The sequence below is a fragment of the Mycobacterium heckeshornense genome, assembly GCF_016592155.1.
In the GTDB taxonomy this organism is placed as follows: domain Bacteria; phylum Actinomycetota; class Actinomycetes; order Mycobacteriales; family Mycobacteriaceae; genus Mycobacterium; species Mycobacterium heckeshornense.
The window spans coordinates 216,854-236,168 of the sequence record NZ_AP024237.1; the positions used below are offsets into that span (position 1 = coordinate 216,854).

Consider the following 19,315-nt stretch of genomic DNA (forward strand, 5'->3'; position numbering starts at 1 on the left):
TAGGCAACCGATGACCCCGCGCTATGACCTCTTCGTCGTCGGTTCCGGATTTTTCGGGCTGACGATTGCCGAGCGCGTCGCGACCCAGCTGGGCAAGCGGGTGCTGGTCGTCGAAAAGCGCCCACACATCGGTGGAAACGCGTATTCGGAGCCCGAGCCGCAAACCGGCATCGAAGTCCACAAGTACGGCGCCCACCTATTCCACACCTCCAACAAGCGGGTCTGGGACTACGTGCGGCAGTTCACCGATTTCACCGGCTACCAGCACCGGGTGTTCGCCATGCACAACGGGCAGGCCTACCAGTTCCCGATGGGCCTAGGCCTGGTGTGCCAGTTTTTCGGCAAGTACTACAGCCCCGACGAGGCGCGCCGGCTCATCAAGGAGCAGGCTGCCGAGATCAAACCCGAAGAAGCGCAGAACCTCGAGGAGAAGGCGATCTCACTGATCGGCCGCCCGCTTTACGAGGCGTTCGTCAAGGGTTACACCGCCAAGCAGTGGCAGACCGATCCCAAGGAGCTGCCCGCATCCAACATCACCCGGCTGCCCGTGCGCTACACGTTCGACAACCGCTACTTCAACGACACCTACGAAGGGCTGCCGGTCGACGGCTACACCGCGTGGCTGAAAAACATGGCCGCCGACAAGCGCATCGAAGTCCGCCTCAACACCGACTGGTTCGACGTGCGCGACGAGCTGCGCGCCGCCAGCCCGGACGCTCCGGTGGTCTACACCGGCCCGCTGGACCGCTACTTCGACTACGCCGAAGGCCGGTTAGGCTGGCGCACCTTGGATTTCGAGGTTGAAGTGCTCGACACCGGTGATTTCCAGGGCACCGCGGTGATGAACTACAACGACCTCGACGTGCCCTACACCCGCATCCACGAATTCCGCCACTTCCACCCCGAGCGCAACTACCCCACCGACAAGACGGTGATCATGCGGGAGTACTCCCGCTTCGCCGGCAACGACGATGAGCCCTACTATCCGATCAACACCGAAGCGGACCGAGCGCTGCTGGCGGCGTACCGGGCCCGGGCCAAGGCCGAGACCGCGTCGTCGAAAGTTCTCTTCGGCGGGCGTCTGGGCACCTATCAGTACCTGGACATGCACATGGCCATCGCCAGCGCGCTCAACATGTTCGACAACGTCCTGGCGCCGCACCTGCGCGACGGCAAGGCTCTCGTGGAAAACAACGACAAAGAAAGCATCCGCGGATGACTGAAACCGCCGTGAGCCTGCTGGCCCGGGTCATCCTGCCGCGCCCGGGCGAACCACTCGACGTGCGAAAGCTTTACCTGCTGGAGTCGACGACCAACGCGCGGCGCGCGCACGCGGTCAGCCGCACGACATTGCAGATCGGTGCCGAGTCGGAGGTGTCGTTCGCCACTTATTTCAACGCGTTTCCGGCCAGCTACTGGCGGCGATGGACCATCTGCAAGTCGGTCGTGTTGCGTGCGGAGCTGACCGGCTCCGGCCGCGTCGACGTTTACCGCACCAAGGCCACCGGTGCGCGAATCTTCATCGACGGCCGCCCGTTCGACGGCGGCCCGCAGCCCGCGACAGTGGAATTCCAAGTGGGGCTGGAGCCTTTCGAAGACGGCGGATGGATCTGGTTCGACATCACCACCGAAACCGACGTTATTTTGCACAGCGCCGGGTGGTACGCCACCGAGCCGGCCCCCGGTGTGGCCAACGTCGCGGTCGGAATCCCGACCTTCAACCGCCCCGGCGACTGCGTCAACGCGTTACGTGACTTGACATCAGATCCGTTGGTGGACAAGGTGATCGGTGCGGTCATCGTACCTGATCAGGGTATCGCCAAGGTGCGCGATCACCCGGACTTCGCCAAAGCTGCGGCACCGCTGGGTAACCGGCTGTCCATCCACGACCAGCCCAACCTCGGTGGTTCCGGAGGCTACAGCCGGGTGATGTACGAAGCGCTGAAAAACACTGACTGCCAGCAGATCCTGTTTATGGACGACGATATCAGGATCGAGCCGGACTCGATTCTGCGGGTGCTGGCGATGCATCGATTCGCGAAGTCCCCGATGCTGGTGGGCGGGCAGATGCTCAACCTGCAGGAGCCGTCGCACCTGCACATCATGGGCGAAGTGGTGGACCGGTCGAACTTCATGTGGACCGCCGCGCCTTACGCCGAATACGACCACGACTTTGCCACATATCCGCTGAGCGACAACAATCCTCGCAGCAACCTGCTGCACCGGCGCATCGACGTGGACTACAACGGCTGGTGGACGTGCATGATCCCGCGCCAGGTCGCCGAGGAACTGGGGCAGCCGCTGCCCCTGTTCATCAAATGGGACGACGCCGACTACGGGTTGCGCGCCGCCGAGCATGGCTATCCCACCGCCACCTTGCCCGGCGCCGCGATCTGGCACATGGCCTGGAGCGACAAGGACGACGCCATCGACTGGCAGGCCTATTTCCATCTGCGCAACCGGTTGGTGGTCGCGGCCATGCACTGGGACGACGACGTCATCGGCCTGCTGCGCAGCCACCTGAAGGCGACGTTGAAACACCTTGCCTGCCTTGAATATTCGACGGTGGCAATACAGAACAAGGCAATTGACGATTTTCTGGCCGGTCCCGAGCACATCTTCTCGATCCTGGAAACGGCGTTGCCGGAAGTGCACCGCATCCGCAAGGCCTACCCCGACGCGATCGTGCTGCCCACGGCCAGCGCACTGCCCGCGCCGTCGCAGAAGACCAAGCCGATGAAACCGCCGGTGCGCCCGCTGGCCATCGGGTATCGGCTGGCCCGGGGCATGCTGCACAACCTGACCAAGGCCGACCCGGCGCACCACCAGCGCCCCCAGCTCAACGTGGCCACCCAGGATGCGCGGTGGTTCCGGCTGTGCACCCTCGACGGAGCCACGGTGACAACAGCCGACGGCCGCGGTGTCGTGTTCCGCCAGCGCGACCGGGCCAAAATGTTCACGCTGTTGTGGCAGTCGCTGCGCCGCCTGGCCAAGCTCGCACGCCGATTCGACGAGATGCGCCGGGTCTACCGCGACGCGTTGCCGGTGCTGTCCAGCAAGCAGAAGTGGGAAACGGTGCTGCTGTCAGCAACGGACAAAGCGCCGGCGCATGGCTGAGCTCGCCGCGCCGCGCGGCGAAGTGGCGGCTGTGGTGGCGGTTCAGTCGGCGCTGGTCGACCGTCCCGGTGTCGTGGCCGTGGCCCGAGGGTTGTCGCATTTCGGTGAGCACAGCATCGGTTGGCTGGCGGTATCGCTGCTCGGCGCGCTGCTGCGGCCGCGGCGGGCCCGGACGTGGTTGCTGGCCGGCGGCGGTGCGTTCGCCGCGCACGCGGCCGCGGTGCTGATCAAGCGGCTGGTGCGGCGACCGCGTCCCAACCACCCCGCGGTTGCGGTGAAAGTCGGCACACCCAGCCGGCTGAGCTTCCCGTCGGCGCATGCCACGTCCACCACCGCGGCGGCCATCCTGCTGGGCCGAGCCACCGGGATGCCGCTGACCGCGGTGTTGGTGCCGCCGATGGCGTTGTCGCGGATACTTCTGGGAGTGCACTACCCCAGTGATGTGGCCATCGGCGTTGCCGTGGGCGCCGCTGTCGCGGCCGCCGCCGTGCGGGTAGGCGGGCGCCTCGAGCGCGGGCTGGGCCAATGAGTGAGGAAGTGGCCCCGGTGACCGGGCCTCCGGCCAACCTGATTGTCGGGGTAGTCAAGGCGATCCGTCCGCGGCAATGGGTAAAAAACGTGCTGGTGTTGGCCGCGCCCCTGGCCGCGGCCGGCCGCGGAATCCACTACAACTACGCCGACGTGCTGGGCAAGGTGGCTGTCGCGTTCGTGGTGTTCTGCCTGGCGGCCTCGGCGGTGTATCTGATCAACGACGTCCGCGACGTCGAAGCCGACCGCGAGCACCCCACCAAGCGGTTCCGGCCGATCGCGGCCGGTGTGGTGCCCGAGTGGCTGGCCTATCTGCTTGCCGCGGCGCTGGGCGTGGCGTCGCTGGTGATCTCGTGGTGGCTCACGCCCAACCTGGCGCTGGTGATGGCCGTCTACATCGGCATCCAGCTGGCCTACTGTTTCGGCCTCAAACACCAGGCGGTGATCGACATTTGCATCGTGTCGTCGGCGTATTTGCTGCGGGCCATCGCCGGTGGCGTGGCGGCCGATATCCCGCTGTCCCAGTGGTTTTTGCTAGCCGGTGCGTTTGCCTCGCTGTTCATGGTCGCCGGTAAGCGCTACGCCGAGCTGGTGCTGGCCGAACGCACCGGTGCCAATATCCGCAAATCGCTGGAAACCTACACCAGCACCTATCTGCGATTCGTATGGACGATGTCGGCCACCGCGGTGGTGGTGTGCTACGGGCTGTGGGCGTTCGAGCGCGACGGCTACGCCGGATCGTGGTTTGTGGTGTCGATGGTGCCGTTTACCATCGCGATCCTGCGTTATGCGGTCGACGTCGACGGCGGGCTGGCCGGCGAACCCGAAGAGATCGCGCTTCGTGACCGGGTGTTACAGCTGCTGTTTCTTGCCTGGATAGGGACAGTCGGTGCTGCTGTTGCGTTCAGCTAGCCCCCGGGTCAGGGCCGCGTCGCGCCGGGCCGCGGCGGTTGCCCGACCGCTGTTTCCCTACGACACCACGGTGCGAATCAGCCTGTGGGTTTCCGTCGCGGTGGTGGCGGTGCTGTTCGGCTGGGGCGCCTGGCAACGACGCTGGATCGCCGACGACGGCCTGATCGTGCTGCGCACGGTACGCAACCTGCTGGCCGGCAACGGGCCGGTGTTCAACGCCGGCGAGCGTGTCGAGGCCAACACCTCGACCGTGTGGACGTTTCTGCTCTATCTGGGCGGGCTGATCGGCGGGCCGCTTCGCCTGGAGTACGTGGCACTGGTTATGGCCTTGGCGCTCAGTGTGATTGGGGTCGCGCTGCTGATGCTTGGCGCGGGCCGGCTCTACGCGCCCAGCCTGCGCGGGCACCGCGCGGTGATGCTGCCGGCCGGCGCTCTGGTCTACATCGCCGTGCCGCCGGCGCGCGACTTCGCCACCTCCGGCCTGGAAAGCGGGTTGGCGCTGGCATACCTGGGTTTGCTGTGGTGGATGACGGTCTGCTGGTCGCAGGCATTGCGGATCCGGCCGGAGGGCCGGGTGTTTTCGGCCGCGCTGGCCTTCGTCGCCGGCTGCAGCGTGCTGGTGCGTCCCGAGCTGGCGCTGATCGGCGGCGGTGTGTTGATCATGATGCTGGTCGCGGCGCGGGGCTGGCGCCGGCGCGCGCTGATCGTGCTGGCGGGCGGGCTGCTGCCGGTCGGCTACGAGGTCTTCCGGATGGGCTACTACGGGCTGCTGGTGCCCGGCACCGCGCTGGCCAAAGACGCCGCGGGCGACAAATGGTCGCAGGGCATGATCTACCTGGCCAACTTCAACCGGCCCTACGTGCTGTGGGTGCCTGCGGTGCTGTTGCTGGCCTTGGGCCTGCTGTTGGCGGCTACCCGCAGCCGGCCCTGGCGGATTCGCCACGAGGCGCCGCGTGGTTACGGCCCGTTGGCCCGCGCGGTGCAAAGCCCCCCGGCCGCGGTGATCTTCTTCGTCATCAGCGGGCTATTGCAGGCGTTGTACTGGATACGCCAGGGCGGCGATTTCATGCACGGCCGTGTCCTGCTGATCCCGATGGTTTGCGTGCTGGCCCCGGTTGCGGTGGTCCCGGTGGTATTTCCCGAAGGCACGACATTCTCCCGGGAAACGCGCAATGTGCTTGCCGGTGCGGTGAGCGCGCTGTGGCTCGCGGTTGCGGGCTGGTCGCTGTGGGCGGCGAACTCACCGGGAATGGGTGACGACGCCACCCGGGTCACCTACTCCGGCATCGTCGACGAGCGCCGGTTCTACGCCCAGGCCACCGGGCACGCGCACCCGCTGACCGCGGCGGACTACCTCGACTACCCGCGGATGCGCGCCGCGGTGGTGGCCATCAACAACACGCCCGCCGGCGCGCTGCTGCTGCCGTCGGGCAATTACAACCAGTGGGACATCGTTCCGGCGGCCCCGCCAAAGCCAGGAGATTCCTCTGAAAAGGGACCTCACACAGTGTTTTTCACCAACATCGGCATGGTTGGTATGAACGTCGGCCTCGACGTCAGGGTGATCGACCAGATCGGCCTGGCCAATCCGCTTGCCGCGCATACGCCGCGGCTGCATCACAGCCGCATCGGACACGACAAAAACTTGTTCCCTGACTGGGCCATCGCTGAAGGCCCGTTTGTCGGTGTTCCGCCGTATCTGGACCCGGCCTGGGTCGAGCAAGCCAGAGCGGCGCTGAAATGTCCGGCCACCCAGGCGGTGCTCAGCTCGGTGCGCGCCCCGATGGGAGTCCACCGGTTCCTGTCGAACATGCTGCACTCGTACCAGTTCACCAAGTACCGCATCGACCGGGTTCCGCTCTACGATCTGATCCGATGCGGTCTGGAGGTGCCGGAAACCGGCGCTCCGGCATACACCGGATTACCCGCGACCGGGCCCTGACGGCACAGCAAAATGCCTGCGGGACAACACCGTTAGCTGCGACGGACAACTGGCCACATCAGTCACAGCAGGTCTGGGGCCCTCGGCGCGCCCGGAACTCGAATACATCCGTACGATGCGCAACCGCGGCCGGATCGAAGGTTGGGCAAAGTCCGGTGACAACCGAGCCCCACGGCGTGCAGCCGGATGCTTCACGGCCGGTGGCGAAAAAATTTTCCGACGGCTCCGCGGCGCCGGTGCGCCGATCACCGCACCGCCCCGGCGGTGCCGTCAGCAACGCCGCATCCTGTCTTTCACCGGCACGTCACCGCCTCTGAGCACATCGCGTGATGCGCCCGTCGCAGGCGACTAAGCGCCGGCTCACCGCGCCGGACCGCCCAGCAGCGGGTGACCTCCGAGGAGAGCGACCGCCCCGAGGTGTGGTTGACTACACGAGCACAGGTACGCCCTGCGCTCGCCGGGCCATGCCATGATGCAGTCCGACCTCCGAAAGGATGGGCCGAACAAACGATGGGGAAACAGGGATGAGGCTTGTTGACAGGTTTCGCGGCGCGGTAAAAGGTATGCCGCGCCGGCTCGTGTTCGGGGCCGTGGGCGCAGCCCTGCTGCCCGGGCTGATCGGTGTCGCCGGGGGTTCGGCCACCGCGGGGGCGTTCTCCCGGCCGGGTCTGCCGGTTGAATACCTGATGGTGCCGTCGCCGTCGATGGGCCGCGAGATCAAGGTGCAGTTCCAAAGCGGCGGGCCCAACTCGCCGGCGGTTTACATGCTGGACGGACTGCGCGCCCAGGACGACTACAACGGCTGGGACATCAACACCCCCGCCTTCGAGTGGTACTACCAGTCCGGCTTGTCGATGATCATGCCGGTGGGCGGTCAGTCCAGCTGGTACACCGACTGGTACAGCCCGGCCTGCGGCAAGGTCGGCTGCCAGACCTACAAGTGGGAGACGTTCCTGACCAGCGAGCTGCCGCAGTGGCTGCAAGCCAACAGGCAGGTCAAGCCCACCGGCGGTGCCGCAATCGGCCTGTCGATGGCTGCGGCGTCGGCGCTGAACCTGGCGAACTATCACCCGCAGCAGTTCATCTACGCCGGCGCGATGTCCGGCTTGCTCGACCCGTCTCAGGGGATGGGGCCCTCGCTGATCAACCTGGCAATGGGCGACGCCGGCGGCTACAAGGCCAAGGACATGTGGGGTCCGAAGGAGGACCCGGCGTGGGCGCGCAACGACCCGTTGCTGAATGTCGGGAAGACCGTCGCCAACAACACCCGCGTCTGGCTCTACTGCGGCAACGGCAAACCGTCGGAGCTGGGTGGTGACAACCTGCCGGCGAAGTTCCTGGAGGGTTTTGTGCGTACCAGCAACATCAAGTTCCAGGACGCCTACAACGCCGCGGGCGGTCACAACGCCGTGTTCAACTTCCCGGACAACGGCACGCACAGCTGGGAGTACTGGGGCGCGCAGCTGAACGCCATGAAGCCCGACCTGCAGCGGTCACTGGGCGCGACACCGAACGCCGGTGCACCGGCGGCCGGCGCCACCAACGCCGCCGCCACGGCCAGCCACGGCTAAGCGCGGCACTTGCCCGGCTGACGGCGGCGACCTTGCGGGGTCGTCGCCGTCAGCCGTTTCGCCCCTGTGGCCACGCGGCGTGTGGTTCACTACCTTGCGTGGCGGGGGGCGGGCGGTCAGCTAAGGAACCCAGAGACGAGTTCAGAGACGAGTGAGGTGGACATGAGGAGCCTGTCGATGCTGCTGCGCGTGCTGTGGGCCGCGGCGCTGACAGCCGGGTTTTGGGGCATCGCTGCGACCCACCTCGGTTCGGCTCACGCGGCGAATTACGAGTCCCTGATGGTGCCGTCGGCGGCGATGGGCCGCGATATCCCGGTGGCGTTCCTGGGCGGGGGCCCGCATGCGGTGTATTTGCTGGATGCATTCAACGCCGGCCCCGATGTCAGCAACTGGGTGACTGCCGGCAACGCGATGAACACGCTGGCCGGCAAGGGTATCTCGGTGGTCGCGCCGGCGGGCGGCGCCTTCAGCATGTACACCAACTGGGAGCAGGACGGTAGCAAGCAGTGGGAGACGTTCCTGTCCAGCGAACTGCCGGACTGGCTGGCGGCCAACAAGGGCCTGGCCCCCGGCGGGCATGCCGCCGTCGGTGCGTCCCAGGGCGGATACGGCGCGATGGCGCTGGCCGTCTTCCACCCGGACCGCTTCGGCTACGCCGGATCGCTGTCGGGGTTCTTGTACCCGTCGGACACCACCACCAACGGCGCCATCACCGCCGGTATGGCCCAGTACGGCGGGGTCGACAGCTACGGTATGTGGGGCGCTCCGCAGCTGGGCCGGTGGAAATGGCACGACCCCTACGTGCACGCGTCGCTGCTGGCAGCCAACAACAGCCGGATATGGGTCTACGCGCCGGCCGCCGGGGCGGGCAGCGACCAGGCCGCCATGATCGGCCAGGCCGACCAGGCGATGGGCAACAGCCGGATGTTTTACCAGCAGTACCGCAATGTCGGCGGGCACAACGGCCACTTCGAATTCCCGACCGGTGGAGACAACGGTTGGGGGTCGTGGAGCTCGCAGCTGGCCGCGATGTCCGGCGACATCGTCGGCGCCATCCGGTAACACCTGCGCCGCAAGCCGGTGCGGCAGAGCCGGTACCGTGAAAAGCCGGGCGCTTGACTGGGCACAGCCGGCGTCTGGGCGCATCCAGTCCGCTAGCAGGAGAACATGGTCAAAAGATCGCGGGGAAATTCCCGGCGCAGACGCCACCGCATCCTCGCGCTGATCGCCGCTGCCGCGATGGCGCTGGTGGTGGCGTTGGTCATCACCGTCGTGGTGGTCATCGTCCGGCATCGGCCGGGCCCGCCCAGCGCGGTGCCGCCCAGCATCGTGCCGCCGCCGAGCACCTCGGGCCGCGTCAAAAAACCCCGCCCCGCGTTCCAGGACGCCAGCTGTCCCGACGTTCAGCTGGTCGCCGTTCCCGGCACCTGGGAATCGTCGCTTCAAGACGACCCGCTCAACCCGGTGCAGTTCCCGAAAGCGTTGCTGCTCAATGTGACTCGGCCGATCACCCAACAGTTCGACTCCAGCCGGGTCGAGGCGTATACGGTGCCCTACACCGCGCAGTTCCACAATCCGCTCAGCGGCGACAAGCAGATGTCCTACAACGACAGCCGGGCTGAAGGCACCCGCGGCACGGTCAAGGCGATCACTGACATGAACGACAAGTGCCCGTTGACCAGCTATGTGTTGGTCGGCTTCTCACAGGGCGCGGTGATCGCCGGGGACATCGCCAGCGACATCGGCAACGGTCGCGGACCCGTCGACGACGACCTGGTGCTGGGTGTGACGCTGATCGCCGACGGGCGCCGCGAGCACGGCGTGGGCAAGGAGATCGGCCCGGATCCGCCGGGGCAGGGCGCCGAGATCACCCTGCACGAGGTGCCGGTGCTGGCCGAGCTGGGCCTGACCATGACCGGCAAACGCCCGGGAGGTTTCGGCGCACTCGACAATCAGACCAATGAAATCTGCGCGCCCGGCGACCTGATCTGCGCCGCACCCGAGGAGGCGTTCAGCATCACCAACCTGCCGACCACGCTGGACACCCTGGCCGGGGGCGCCGGACAGCCGGTACACGCGATGTATGCGACAACCCAGTTTTGGAGCGTCGACGGGCAGTCCGCCACCGAGTGGACCTTGAATTGGGCCCACAATCTGATCGACAACGCGCCCCACCCCAAACACGGCTGACGCGGGCCGACGTCGTGGGGGATAACAGTTCGGTGACGCGGCAGGTTTCCGATTTGGCCCGCGGCACAGCGGCCCTTAACATGACGAGAGTTTAAGAGAAAAATAAGAACCACGGTGGTCGGCGTGGTCGGGTAGTGCAGATAGCCGCCGGTGCATCTGTACCATCTGTGAGGTTTGGCGTTCGCGGTAAGCGACGTTGGCGACGCGTGCGGCCTACCGCCGGCCAACCCGACGTTTGAAGCTTTTTCCGACAGGAGACTGGCATGGCGTACCACAACCCGTACATCGTCGACGGACACATCAGGTTTCCTGACAACACCAACCTGGTGATGCACGTCGAACGGTGGGCTAAGGTGCGCGGCCAGAGGGTGGCCTACCGGTTCTGGGACTACTCCACCGAACGCGACGGCGTCGCCCGCGAGATGTCGTGGGTCGATTTCGCGGCCCGCAACCGCGCGGTGGGGGCGCGGCTGCAGCAGGTCACCAAACCCGGGGACCGCATCGCCATCCTGTGTCCGCAGAATTTGGACTACCTCGTCTCCTTTTTCGGCATCTTGTACGCGGGCCGCATCGCGGTGCCGCTGTTCGACCCGGCCGAGCCCGGTCACGTCGGCCGGCTGCATGCGGTGCTCGACGACTGCAGCCCGTCGGCGATCCTGACCACCAGCGACTCCGCCGAGGGTGTCAACAAGTTCTTCCGCACCCGCCCGGCCAAGGAGCGGCCCCGCGTGATCGCCGTCGACGCGGTGCCCAACGAGGTGGCCGCCACCTGGGATCCCCCGCTGGACACGCCGTTCGACACCATCGCCTACCTGCAGTACACCTCCGGCTCCACCCGAGTGCCCACGGGCGTGGAAATCACCCACCTGAACCTGGCCACCAATGTGGTTCAGGTGCTGAACTCGTTCGACGGGAAAGAAGGCGACCGGGGGGTGACCTGGCTGCCGTTCTTCCACGACATGGGTCTGATCACCATTTTGCTGACGCCGGTGCTGGGCTTGTCGCACACGTTCATGACGCCGGCCGCGTTCGTGCGCCGACCGATTCGGTGGCTGCGGGAGCTGTCCCGGGTCGACGACGACTATCCCGGCGAGGTCTACTCTGTGGCACCGAATTTCGCGTTCGAGCACGCCGCGATGCGGGGCGTGCCCAAAGACGGTGAGCCGCCGCTGGATTTGCGCAACGTCAAGGCGATCCTCAACGGCAGCGAGCCGATCTCGGTAGCGTCGATGCGCAAGTTCCACGACGCGTTCGGGCCGTTCGGGCTTCGTGATACCGCGATCAAACCGGCCTACGGTCTGGCCGAGGCCACCCTGTACGTGTCCAGCACCCCGATGTCGGAGCCGCCCACGGTCATTTACGTCGACCGGGAGGAGCTCAACAACCACCGATTCGTCGAGGTGCCTGCCGACGCGCCCAACGCCGTCGCGCAGGTTTCCTGCGGCAAGATCGGGCTGGACGAATGGGCGGTCATCGTCGACGTGGACACCGCCAGCGAACTGCCCGACGGGCAGATCGGCGAGATCTGGCTGCACGGCAAGAACATGGGCATGGGCTACTGGAACCGCGAACATGAGACCCATGAGACGTTCAAAAACATCCTCAAGTCGCGTACCAGCCCCTCGCACGCCGACGGCGCCCCCGACGACGGGTTGTGGGTGCGCACCGGCGACTACGGCACCTACTACAAAGGCAGCCTCTACATCACCGGCCGGATCAAGGACCTGGTCATCATCGACGGGCGTAACCACTACCCGCAGGACTTGGAGTTCTCGGCGCAGGAAGCCAGCCGGGCGTTGCGCACCGGCTTCGTCGCCGCGTTCTCGGTGCCGGCCAACCAGCTGCCCCGGGAGGTGTTCGACAACCCGCACTCCGGGTTGACCTACGACCCCGACGACACGTCCGAGCAGCTGGTGATCGTCGCCGAACGTGCCCCGGGCGCGCACAAACTCGACCCCCAGCCGATCACCGACGACGTTCGCGCGGCGATCGCCGTCCGGCACGGGGTGACCGTGCGCGACCTGCTGCTGGTGCAGGCCGGCACGGTGCCGCGCACCTCCAGCGGCAAGATCGGCCGGCGCGCCTGCCGCGCCGCCTACATCGACGGCAGTCTGCGCCGTGGCACCGCCTCCCCAACCGCTTTCGCTGACCAAGGCTGACAAGCATGTCCGACACCGATATCCGAGAGACCAGCCCAGCCGAAACATCTTCTGCGCGAACTGATATGACGGTCGCCGAGATGCGGCGATGGCTGCGCGAATGGGTGGCCAGAGCCACCGGCCAGTCACCGGATTCGATCGACGAATCCACGCCGATGGTCGAACTGGGCCTCTCGTCGCGCGACGCCGTGGCGATGGCCGCCGACATCGAAGACCGCACCGGGGTCACCTTGTCGGCGACGGTGGCGTTCCAGCACCCGACCATCGAGTCGCTGGCCACCTACATCGTCGAGGGCGAACCCGCGGCGGTCGACGAAGCCGACGACGAGGACTGGTCACGGCCGGGGCCCGCCGATCGGGCCGACATCGCGGTGGTGGGCCTGGCCACCCGTTTCCCGGGCGACATGAACACCCCCGAGGAAACCTGGCGGGCGCTGCTGGAAGGCCGCGACGCGATCACCGACCCGCCCGAAGGCCGCTGGTCGGAGTTCCTCGACGAGCCGCGCATCGCCGAACGGGTCGCCAAGGCACGCACCCGCGGCGGCTATCTCAGCGACATCAAGGGGTTTGACTCGGAGTTCTTCGCGCTGTCGAAGACCGAGGCCGACAACATCGACCCGCAGCAGCGAATGGCGTTGGAGCTGACGTGGGAGGCGCTGGAGAACGCCCGCATCCCGGCGTCGAGTCTGCGCGGCGAAGCGGTCGGGGTGTTCATCGGCGTCTCGGTGAACGACTACAGCTTCCTGGCCATGTCGGACCCGACGGTCACGCATCCGTACGCGATCACCGGTACCGCGCACTCGATCGTCGCCAACCGGGTCTCATACTTCTACGACTTCCGCGGACCCTCGGTCGCGGTGGACACCGCGTGCTCGAGTTCGCTGGTCGCCGCCCACCAGGCGGTGCAGGCGCTGCGCAGTGGCGAATGCGACGTGGCCGTCGCCGGTGGGGTGAACGCGCTGATCACCCCGGTGATCACCGTCGGGTTCGACGAGGTCGGCGGGGTGCTGGCGCCCGACGGGCGGATCAAGTCGTTCTCTTCCGACGCCGACGGCTACACCCGCTCCGAGGGCGCCGGGATGGTCGTGCTCAAGCGGGTCGAGGATGCGCGCCGCGACGGAGACCAGATTCTCGCGGTGATCGCCGGCAGCGCGGTCAACCACGACGGGCGCTCGTCCGGGCTGCTGATCCCCAACCCGGACGCCCAGGCCGACGTGCTGCGCCGAGCCTACAAGGACGCCGGCATCAACCCGCGCACCGTCGACTACATCGAGGCGCACGGCACCGGCACCATCCTCGGCGACCCGATCGAGGCCGAGGCGTTGGGCCGCGTCGTCGGCAAGGGCCGTCCCGCCGACAAGCCTGCGCTGCTGGGCGCGGTGAAAACCAACATCGGGCACCTGGAATCGGCGGCCGGGGTGGCCAGCCTGGCCAAGGTGGTGCTGGCGCTGCACCACGACAAGCTGCCGCCGTCGATCAACTACGCCGGGCCTAACCCGCACATCGACTTCGACGCGGTGCACTTGAAGGTTTTGGACACGGTTGGCGACTGGCCGCGCTACAGCGGTTATGCGATCGCCGGGGTGTCCAGCTTCGGGTTCGGCGGCGCCAACGCGCACATGGTGCTGCGCGAGGTGCTGCCCCGCGACGTGGTCGAGCGGGAGGAGCCCGAGGCGGAAGCCGAAGTGGCGCAGTCAAATGGCCAGCCGGAGGCGCAGACCCCGGCGGGCCGTTTCGACGAGTTCGGCGGGTTCATCGAGGAGCACCCGGCCGGATTCGACGAACCCGAACTGCCCGGGCTGACCGACGAGGCGAAGCGGCTCAAAGAGGTTGCGCTGCAAGAGCTTCAGGAAGCAGGGCCGGTGACTCCTCTTATCCCGCTTGCGGTTTCGGCGTTTTTGACTTCCCGTAAGAAGGCCGCAGCCGCGGAGCTGGCCGACTGGATGGAAAGCCCTGAGGGGCAGGCGTCGTCGCTGGAGTCGATCGGGCGGGCGCTGTCGAGGCGCAACCACGGCCGCTCCCGGGCGGTGGTGCTGGCCCGCAACCACGAGGAGGCGATCAAGGGTCTGCGCGCGGTCGCCGCGGGCAAGCAAGCCCCGAACGTGTACTCCGCCGACGGGCCGGTCACCAGCGGCCCGGTGTGGGTGCTGGCCGGATTCGGCGCCCAGCACCGCAAGATGGCCAAGAACCTCTACCTGCGCAACCCGGTGTTCGCGGAGTGGATCGACAAGGTCGACGCCTACGTGCAATTCGAGCGCGGCTACTCGATCGTCGAAATGATCCTCGACGACTCCGTCGACTACGGCATCGAGACCACCCAGGTCACCATCTTCGCGATCCAGGTCGCGCTCGGTGAGCTGCTCAAGCACCACGGCGCCCGCCCGGCCGCGGTGGTGGGCCAGTCGCTCGGTGAGGCGGCCGCCGCGTATTTCGCCGGCGGACTGTCGCTGGCCGATGCCACCCGGGCGATCTGCTCGCGCTCGCATCTGATGGGCGAGGGCGAGGCGATGCTGTTCGGCGAGTACATCCGGCTGATGGCGCTCGTCGAGTACTCCGCCGACGAGATCAAGACGGTGTTCTCCGACTTTCCCGACCTGGAGGTGTGCGTGTACGCCGCGCCCGGGCAAACCGTGATCGGCGGCCCCCCCGCGCAGGTCGACGCGATCATCGAACGTTGTGAAAAAGAAGGCAAGTTCGCCCGCAAGTTCCAGACCAAGGGTGCCAGCCACACCTCGCAGATGGACCCGCTGCTGGGTGAACTCTCCGCCGAATTGCAGGGCATCGAGCCGCATCCGATCACGATCGGTTACTTCTCGACCGTGCACGAGGGCCGCTACATCAAGCCCGGCGAGACGATCCACGACGTCGAGTACTGGAAGAAGGGCCTGCGCCACTCGGTCTACTTCACCCACGGCATCCGCAACGCCGTCGACAACGGGCACACCACGTTTGTGGAGCTCGCCCCCAACCCGGTCGCGCTGATGCAAGTGGGTCTCACCACAGCCGCCGCGGGTTTGCCTGACGCGCAACTGATCCCGACGCTGGCGCGCAAGCAGGACGAGGTCGACTCGATGACCCAGGCCATGGCGCAGCTCTACGTGCACGGCCACGACCTGGACATGCGCACGCTGTTCAGCCGCGCCCAGGGCCCGCAAGATTACGCCAACATTCCACCGACCCGGTTCAAGCGCAAAGAGCACTGGCTCGATGCGCACTTCTCCGGTGACGGCTCGGTGATCATGCCCGGCACCCATGTGGCGCTGCCCGACGGCCGCCACGTGTGGGAGTATGCGCCGCGCGGCGAGACCGACCTGGCCGCGTTGGTGAAAACCGCTGCCGCGCAAGTACTTCCGGATGCGCAGTTGGTCGCTTCCGAGCAGCGGGCGGTGCCTGGTGCGGGCGCTCGGCTGGTGACGACGCTGACCCGCCACCCCGGAGGCGCGTCGGTGCAGGTGCACGCCCGCATCGACGAGTCGTTCACCCTGGTCTACGACGCGCTGGTCAGCCGCGGTGGCCAGGTCGGTTCTGGTTTTGGGGCGCTGCCGACCGCAGTGGGTGCGGGGGCCGCGGTGGCCCCGACGGTGAGCGCGCCGGCGCCTCCGGTCGAGGACGAGCCCGAGGCCGAAACCCTGCAGGACAGCCTGACGTTGCGCAACATGCCGGCCGGCTTCACCAAATGGTCACCGGATTCCGGTGAGACGATTCATGACCGACTGGCCACGATCGTGTCGGCGGCGATGGGCTATGAGCCCGAAGACCTGCCGTGGGAGGTGCCGCTGATCGAGCTTGGTTTGGACTCGCTGATGGCGGTGCGGATCAAGAACCGGGTCGAGTACGACTTCGATTTGCCGCCAATCCAATTGCAGGCTGTCCGCGACGCCAATCTCTACAACGTCGAAAAGCTGATCGAGTACGCGGTCGAGCACCGCGACGAGGTGCAGCAGCTGCACGAGTACCAGAAGACCAAGAGCGCCGACGAAATCGCCGCCGAGCAGGCGCGGCTGCTCAGCGGCGCCACGCAGGCCGCCGCGCCGGCACCGGCTAGCCAGGCTGAGCCGACGACAGCGTCCGCAGTACCGCCGCCACCTCCGCCGGATCAGCCTGCGGGGCCGGCCAAGGTGGACGTCTCAGCGCTCAACCAGCAGGCCGTCGCCGAGGTGCTGGGCTCCGACGTGCCGCCGCGCGATGCGGCCGAACGGGTGACCTTCGCGACGTGGGCGATCGTCACCGGCAAGTCCCCGGGCGGGATCTTCAACCCGCTGCCCAAGCTCGACGACGACACCGCCGCCAAGATGGCGCAGCGCCTCGCCGAACGTGCCGACGGTCCGATCACCGCCGAGGACGTCAAAACCGCCGACACCATCGAGGCGCTGGCCGAAAAGGTGCGTGAGCATCTGGAGGCCGGGCAGGTCGACGGGTTCGTCCGCACGCTGCGGGCACGTCCGGAGGGCTCGAGCAGGGTCCCGGTGTTCGTGTTCCACCCGGCCGGCGGGTCGACGGTGGTGTACGAGCCGCTGCTCAACCGGCTGCCCGCGGACACCCCGATGTACGGCTTCGAGCGGGTCGAGGGCTCGATCGAGGAACGCGCGATGCGCTACGTGCCAAGGCTGGTGCAGATGCAGGGCGACGGGCCGTTCGTGTTGGCCGGTTGGTCGCTGGGCGGGGCGCTGGCCTACGCCTGTGCGGTCGGGCTCAGGCGCCTCGGGTGCGACGTTCCGTTCGTCGGGCTGATCGACACCGTGCGCCCCGGCGAGGAAATCCCGCAGACCAAGGAGGAGATCCGCAGGCGCTGGGATCGCTACGCCCGCTTCGCCGAACGGAACTTCAACGTGACCATCCCCGAGATTCCCTACGAGCAGCTCGAGCAGCTCGACGACGAGGGTCAGGTGCGCTTCGTGCTCGACGCGGTCAAGGCCAGCGGCGTGCAGATCCCCGGGGGGATCATCGAACACCAGCGCACGTCCTACCTGGACAACCGGGCGCTGGACACCGTGCAGATTCAGCCGTACGACGGCCACGTCACGCTGTACATGGCCGACCGTTACCACGACGACGCGATCATGTTCGAGCCGCGCTACGCCGTCCGCCAGCCCGACGGCGGTTGGGGCGAGTACGTATCCGATCTGGAGATCGTGCACATTGGCGGCGAGCACATCCAAGCGATTGACGAGCCGTACATCGCGAAAGTAGGGGCACACATGACCGAGGTGCTGGGCAGGATCGAAGCCCAACAGAAGGCGCGCAAATGAGCACGAAGACCACCGCCGAGCTGCTCGCCGAACTGCACGAAAAGCTAGAGCTGGCAAAGGAACCCGGAGGCGAGAAGGCCGCCGCCAAGCGCGACAAGAAGGGCATCCCCAGCGCCCGCGCCCGCATCCACGCCCTACTCGATCCGGGCAGCTTCCTGGAGATCGGGGCATTGTGCCGCACGCCGGGAGATCCCAACGCGTTGTACGGCGACGGTGTGGTCACCGGCCACGGCACCATCAACGGCCGCCCCGTCGGCGTGTTCTCCCACGACCAAACGGTGTTCGGTGGCACGGTCGGAGAAATGTTCGGCCGCAAGGTCGCTCACCTGATGGAGTGGTGCGCGAAGGTGGCCTGCCCGATCATCGGCATCAACGACTCCGGCGGCGCCCGCATCCAGGACGCGGTCACCTCGCTGGCGTGGTACGCCGAGCTGGGCGCCCGCCACGAGCGGCTCACCGGCCTGGTCCCGCAGATTTCTCTTATCTTCGGCAAATGCGCTGGAGGAGCGGTATATTCGCCGATCCAGGACGACCTGATCGTCGCGGTGCGCGACCAGGGCTACATGTTCGTCACCGGGCCCGACGTGATCAAGGAAGTCACCGGCGAGGACGTCACCCTCGACGAGCTCGGCGGTGCCGAGGCGCAGGCCCGCTACGGCAACATCCACCAGGTCGTCGACTCGGAAGCCGCGGCGTTTCAGTATGTGCGCGACTTCCTGTCGTTTCTGCCGTCCAACTGCTTCGACGACCCGCCGATCGTCAATCCCGGTCTGGAGCCGGAGATCACGCCGCACGACCTTGAGCTCGACTCGATCGTGCCGGATAGCGACAACGCGGTCTACGACATGCACGAGATCTTGCTGCGAATCTTCGACGACGGGGATTTCCTCGACGTTGGCGCGCAGGCCGGGCAGGCCATCATCACCGGCTTCGCCCGGGTCGACGGGCGACCGGTCGGCGTGGTCGCCAACCAACCGATGGTGTTGTCCGGGTCGATCGACAACGAGGCCTCCGATAAGGCGGCGCGGTTCATCCGGTTCTGCGACACCATGAACCTGCCGCTGATCTTCGTCGTCGACACACCCGGTTTCCTGCCCGGTGCAGAGCAGGAGAAGCGCGGAATCATCAAGCGCGGCGGGCGATTCCTGTATGCGGTCGTCGAAGCCGACGTGCCGAAGGTGACGATCACTGTGCGCAAGTCCTACGGCGGGGCGTACGCGGTGATGGGTTCCAAGCAGCTGACCGCGGATTTGAACTTCGCGTGGCCGACGGCGCGGATCGCGGTGATCGGCGCCGAGGGCGCGGCGCAGCTGCTGATGAAACGCTTCCCCGACCCGAATACTCCTGAGGCGCAAGCGATCAAGCAGAGTTTCATCGAGAACTACAACCTCAATATGGCGACACCCTGGATCGCGGCCGAGCGCGGGTTCATCGACGCGGTCATCGAGCCGCATCAGACTCGGCTGCTGCTTCGCAAGGCGCTACACCTGTTGCGGGACAAGCAAGTGCAGCACGTCCAGCGCAAGCACGCGCTGATCCCGATTTAACGGCGAGCAGACGCAGAATCGCACGTTCGGTCAAGGAATCGTGCGATTCTGCGTCTGCTCGCCAGGACATGCCGCGCCGATCGTTGACCACCGCGTTGGG

The 19,315-nt window shown here is 66.8% G+C and carries 11 protein-coding genes; all 11 read left to right on the plus strand.

Annotation, left to right across the window (positions count from 1 at the left end; all coding sequences use genetic code 11):
* Nucleotides 1-10 precede the first annotated feature (10 nt).
* The 11 genes from glf (at nucleotide 11) to MHEC_RS00920 (ending at nucleotide 19,215) form a co-directional block, all read left to right on the plus strand.
* Complete coding sequence (glf, locus tag MHEC_RS00870) at nucleotides 11-1,219, plus strand: UDP-galactopyranose mutase (RefSeq protein ID WP_048892002.1); 1,209 nt, start codon at nucleotides 11-13, stop codon at nucleotides 1,217-1,219.
* Nucleotides 1,216-3,117 (plus strand): glycosyltransferase, encoded by a 1,902-nt coding sequence (locus tag MHEC_RS00875; protein ID WP_048892003.1) that lies wholly within the window; start codon nucleotides 1,216-1,218, stop codon nucleotides 3,115-3,117. Before glf ends, MHEC_RS00875 begins: the two co-directional genes overlap by 4 nt.
* On the plus strand, nucleotides 3,110-3,646 hold the full coding sequence (locus tag MHEC_RS00880; RefSeq protein WP_048892004.1) for a phosphatase PAP2 family protein: 537 nt from the start codon (nucleotides 3,110-3,112) through the stop codon (nucleotides 3,644-3,646). The genes MHEC_RS00875 and MHEC_RS00880 overlap by 8 nt, the downstream gene beginning before the upstream one ends.
* Nucleotides 3,643-4,557, plus strand: a complete 915-nt coding sequence (locus MHEC_RS00885; RefSeq protein WP_048892005.1) for a decaprenyl-phosphate phosphoribosyltransferase — start codon at nucleotides 3,643-3,645, stop codon at nucleotides 4,555-4,557. The genes MHEC_RS00880 and MHEC_RS00885 overlap by 4 nt, the downstream gene beginning before the upstream one ends.
* Nucleotides 4,544-6,499 carry a flagellar motor control protein ZomB gene (zomB, locus tag MHEC_RS00890; RefSeq protein WP_275952261.1) on the plus strand — a complete coding sequence of 652 codons (1,956 nt, stop codon included), beginning with the start codon at nucleotides 4,544-4,546 and terminating at the stop codon, nucleotides 6,497-6,499. Before MHEC_RS00885 ends, zomB begins: the two co-directional genes overlap by 14 nt.
* Before the next feature lie 524 nt (nucleotides 6,500-7,023).
* The gene (gene ag85A / locus MHEC_RS00895) at nucleotides 7,024-8,070 is read left to right on the plus strand and encodes a diacylglycerol acyltransferase/mycolyltransferase Ag85A (protein ID WP_048892008.1); all 1,047 of its coding nucleotides are present in this window, start codon (nucleotides 7,024-7,026) and stop codon (nucleotides 8,068-8,070) included.
* Nucleotides 8,071-8,232: 162 nt separating this feature from the next.
* On the plus strand, nucleotides 8,233-9,132 hold the full coding sequence (locus tag MHEC_RS00900) for an esterase family protein (RefSeq protein WP_048892009.1): 900 nt from the start codon (nucleotides 8,233-8,235) through the stop codon (nucleotides 9,130-9,132).
* A gap of 105 nt (nucleotides 9,133-9,237) precedes the next feature.
* Nucleotides 9,238-10,260 (plus strand): carboxylesterase Culp6, encoded by a 1,023-nt coding sequence (culp6, locus tag MHEC_RS00905; RefSeq protein WP_048892010.1) that lies wholly within the window; start codon nucleotides 9,238-9,240, stop codon nucleotides 10,258-10,260.
* A gap of 263 nt (nucleotides 10,261-10,523) precedes the next feature.
* Nucleotides 10,524-12,419, plus strand: coding sequence for a long-chain-fatty-acid--AMP ligase FadD32 (gene fadD32, locus MHEC_RS00910; RefSeq protein ID WP_048892011.1), 1,896 nt, complete (start codon nucleotides 10,524-10,526; stop codon nucleotides 12,417-12,419).
* 5 nt (nucleotides 12,420-12,424) lie between these two features.
* On the plus strand, nucleotides 12,425-17,668 hold the full coding sequence (gene pks13 / locus MHEC_RS00915) for a polyketide synthase Pks13 (protein ID WP_048892012.1): 5,244 nt from the start codon (nucleotides 12,425-12,427) through the stop codon (nucleotides 17,666-17,668).
* Nucleotides 17,665-19,215 (plus strand): acyl-CoA carboxylase subunit beta, encoded by a 1,551-nt coding sequence (locus MHEC_RS00920; protein WP_048892013.1) that lies wholly within the window; start codon nucleotides 17,665-17,667, stop codon nucleotides 19,213-19,215. Before pks13 ends, MHEC_RS00920 begins: the two co-directional genes overlap by 4 nt.
* The last annotated feature ends 100 nt before the right edge of the window (nucleotides 19,216-19,315 follow it).

Excerpts from the sequence above, each read along its gene's own strand:
- fadD32 (WP_048892011.1), top strand. The coding sequence starts at position 10,524 with ATGGCGTACCACAACCCGTACATCGTCGACGGACACATCAGGTTTCCT.
- MHEC_RS00885 (WP_048892005.1), top strand. The coding sequence starts at position 3,643 with ATGAGTGAGGAAGTGGCCCCGGTGACCGGGCCTCCGGCCAACCTGATT.
- pks13 (WP_048892012.1), top strand. The coding sequence starts at position 12,425 with ATGTCCGACACCGATATCCGAGAGACCAGCCCAGCCGAAACATCTTCT.
- MHEC_RS00880 (WP_048892004.1), top strand. The coding sequence starts at position 3,110 with ATGGCTGAGCTCGCCGCGCCGCGCGGCGAAGTGGCGGCTGTGGTGGCG.
- glf (WP_048892002.1), top strand. The coding sequence starts at position 11 with ATGACCCCGCGCTATGACCTCTTCGTCGTCGGTTCCGGATTTTTCGGG.
- ag85A (WP_048892008.1), top strand. The coding sequence starts at position 7,024 with ATGAGGCTTGTTGACAGGTTTCGCGGCGCGGTAAAAGGTATGCCGCGC.
- culp6 (WP_048892010.1), top strand. The coding sequence starts at position 9,238 with ATGGTCAAAAGATCGCGGGGAAATTCCCGGCGCAGACGCCACCGCATC.
- MHEC_RS00875 (WP_048892003.1), top strand. The coding sequence starts at position 1,216 with ATGACTGAAACCGCCGTGAGCCTGCTGGCCCGGGTCATCCTGCCGCGC.
- MHEC_RS00900 (WP_048892009.1), top strand. The coding sequence starts at position 8,233 with ATGAGGAGCCTGTCGATGCTGCTGCGCGTGCTGTGGGCCGCGGCGCTG.
- MHEC_RS00920 (WP_048892013.1), top strand. The coding sequence starts at position 17,665 with ATGAGCACGAAGACCACCGCCGAGCTGCTCGCCGAACTGCACGAAAAG.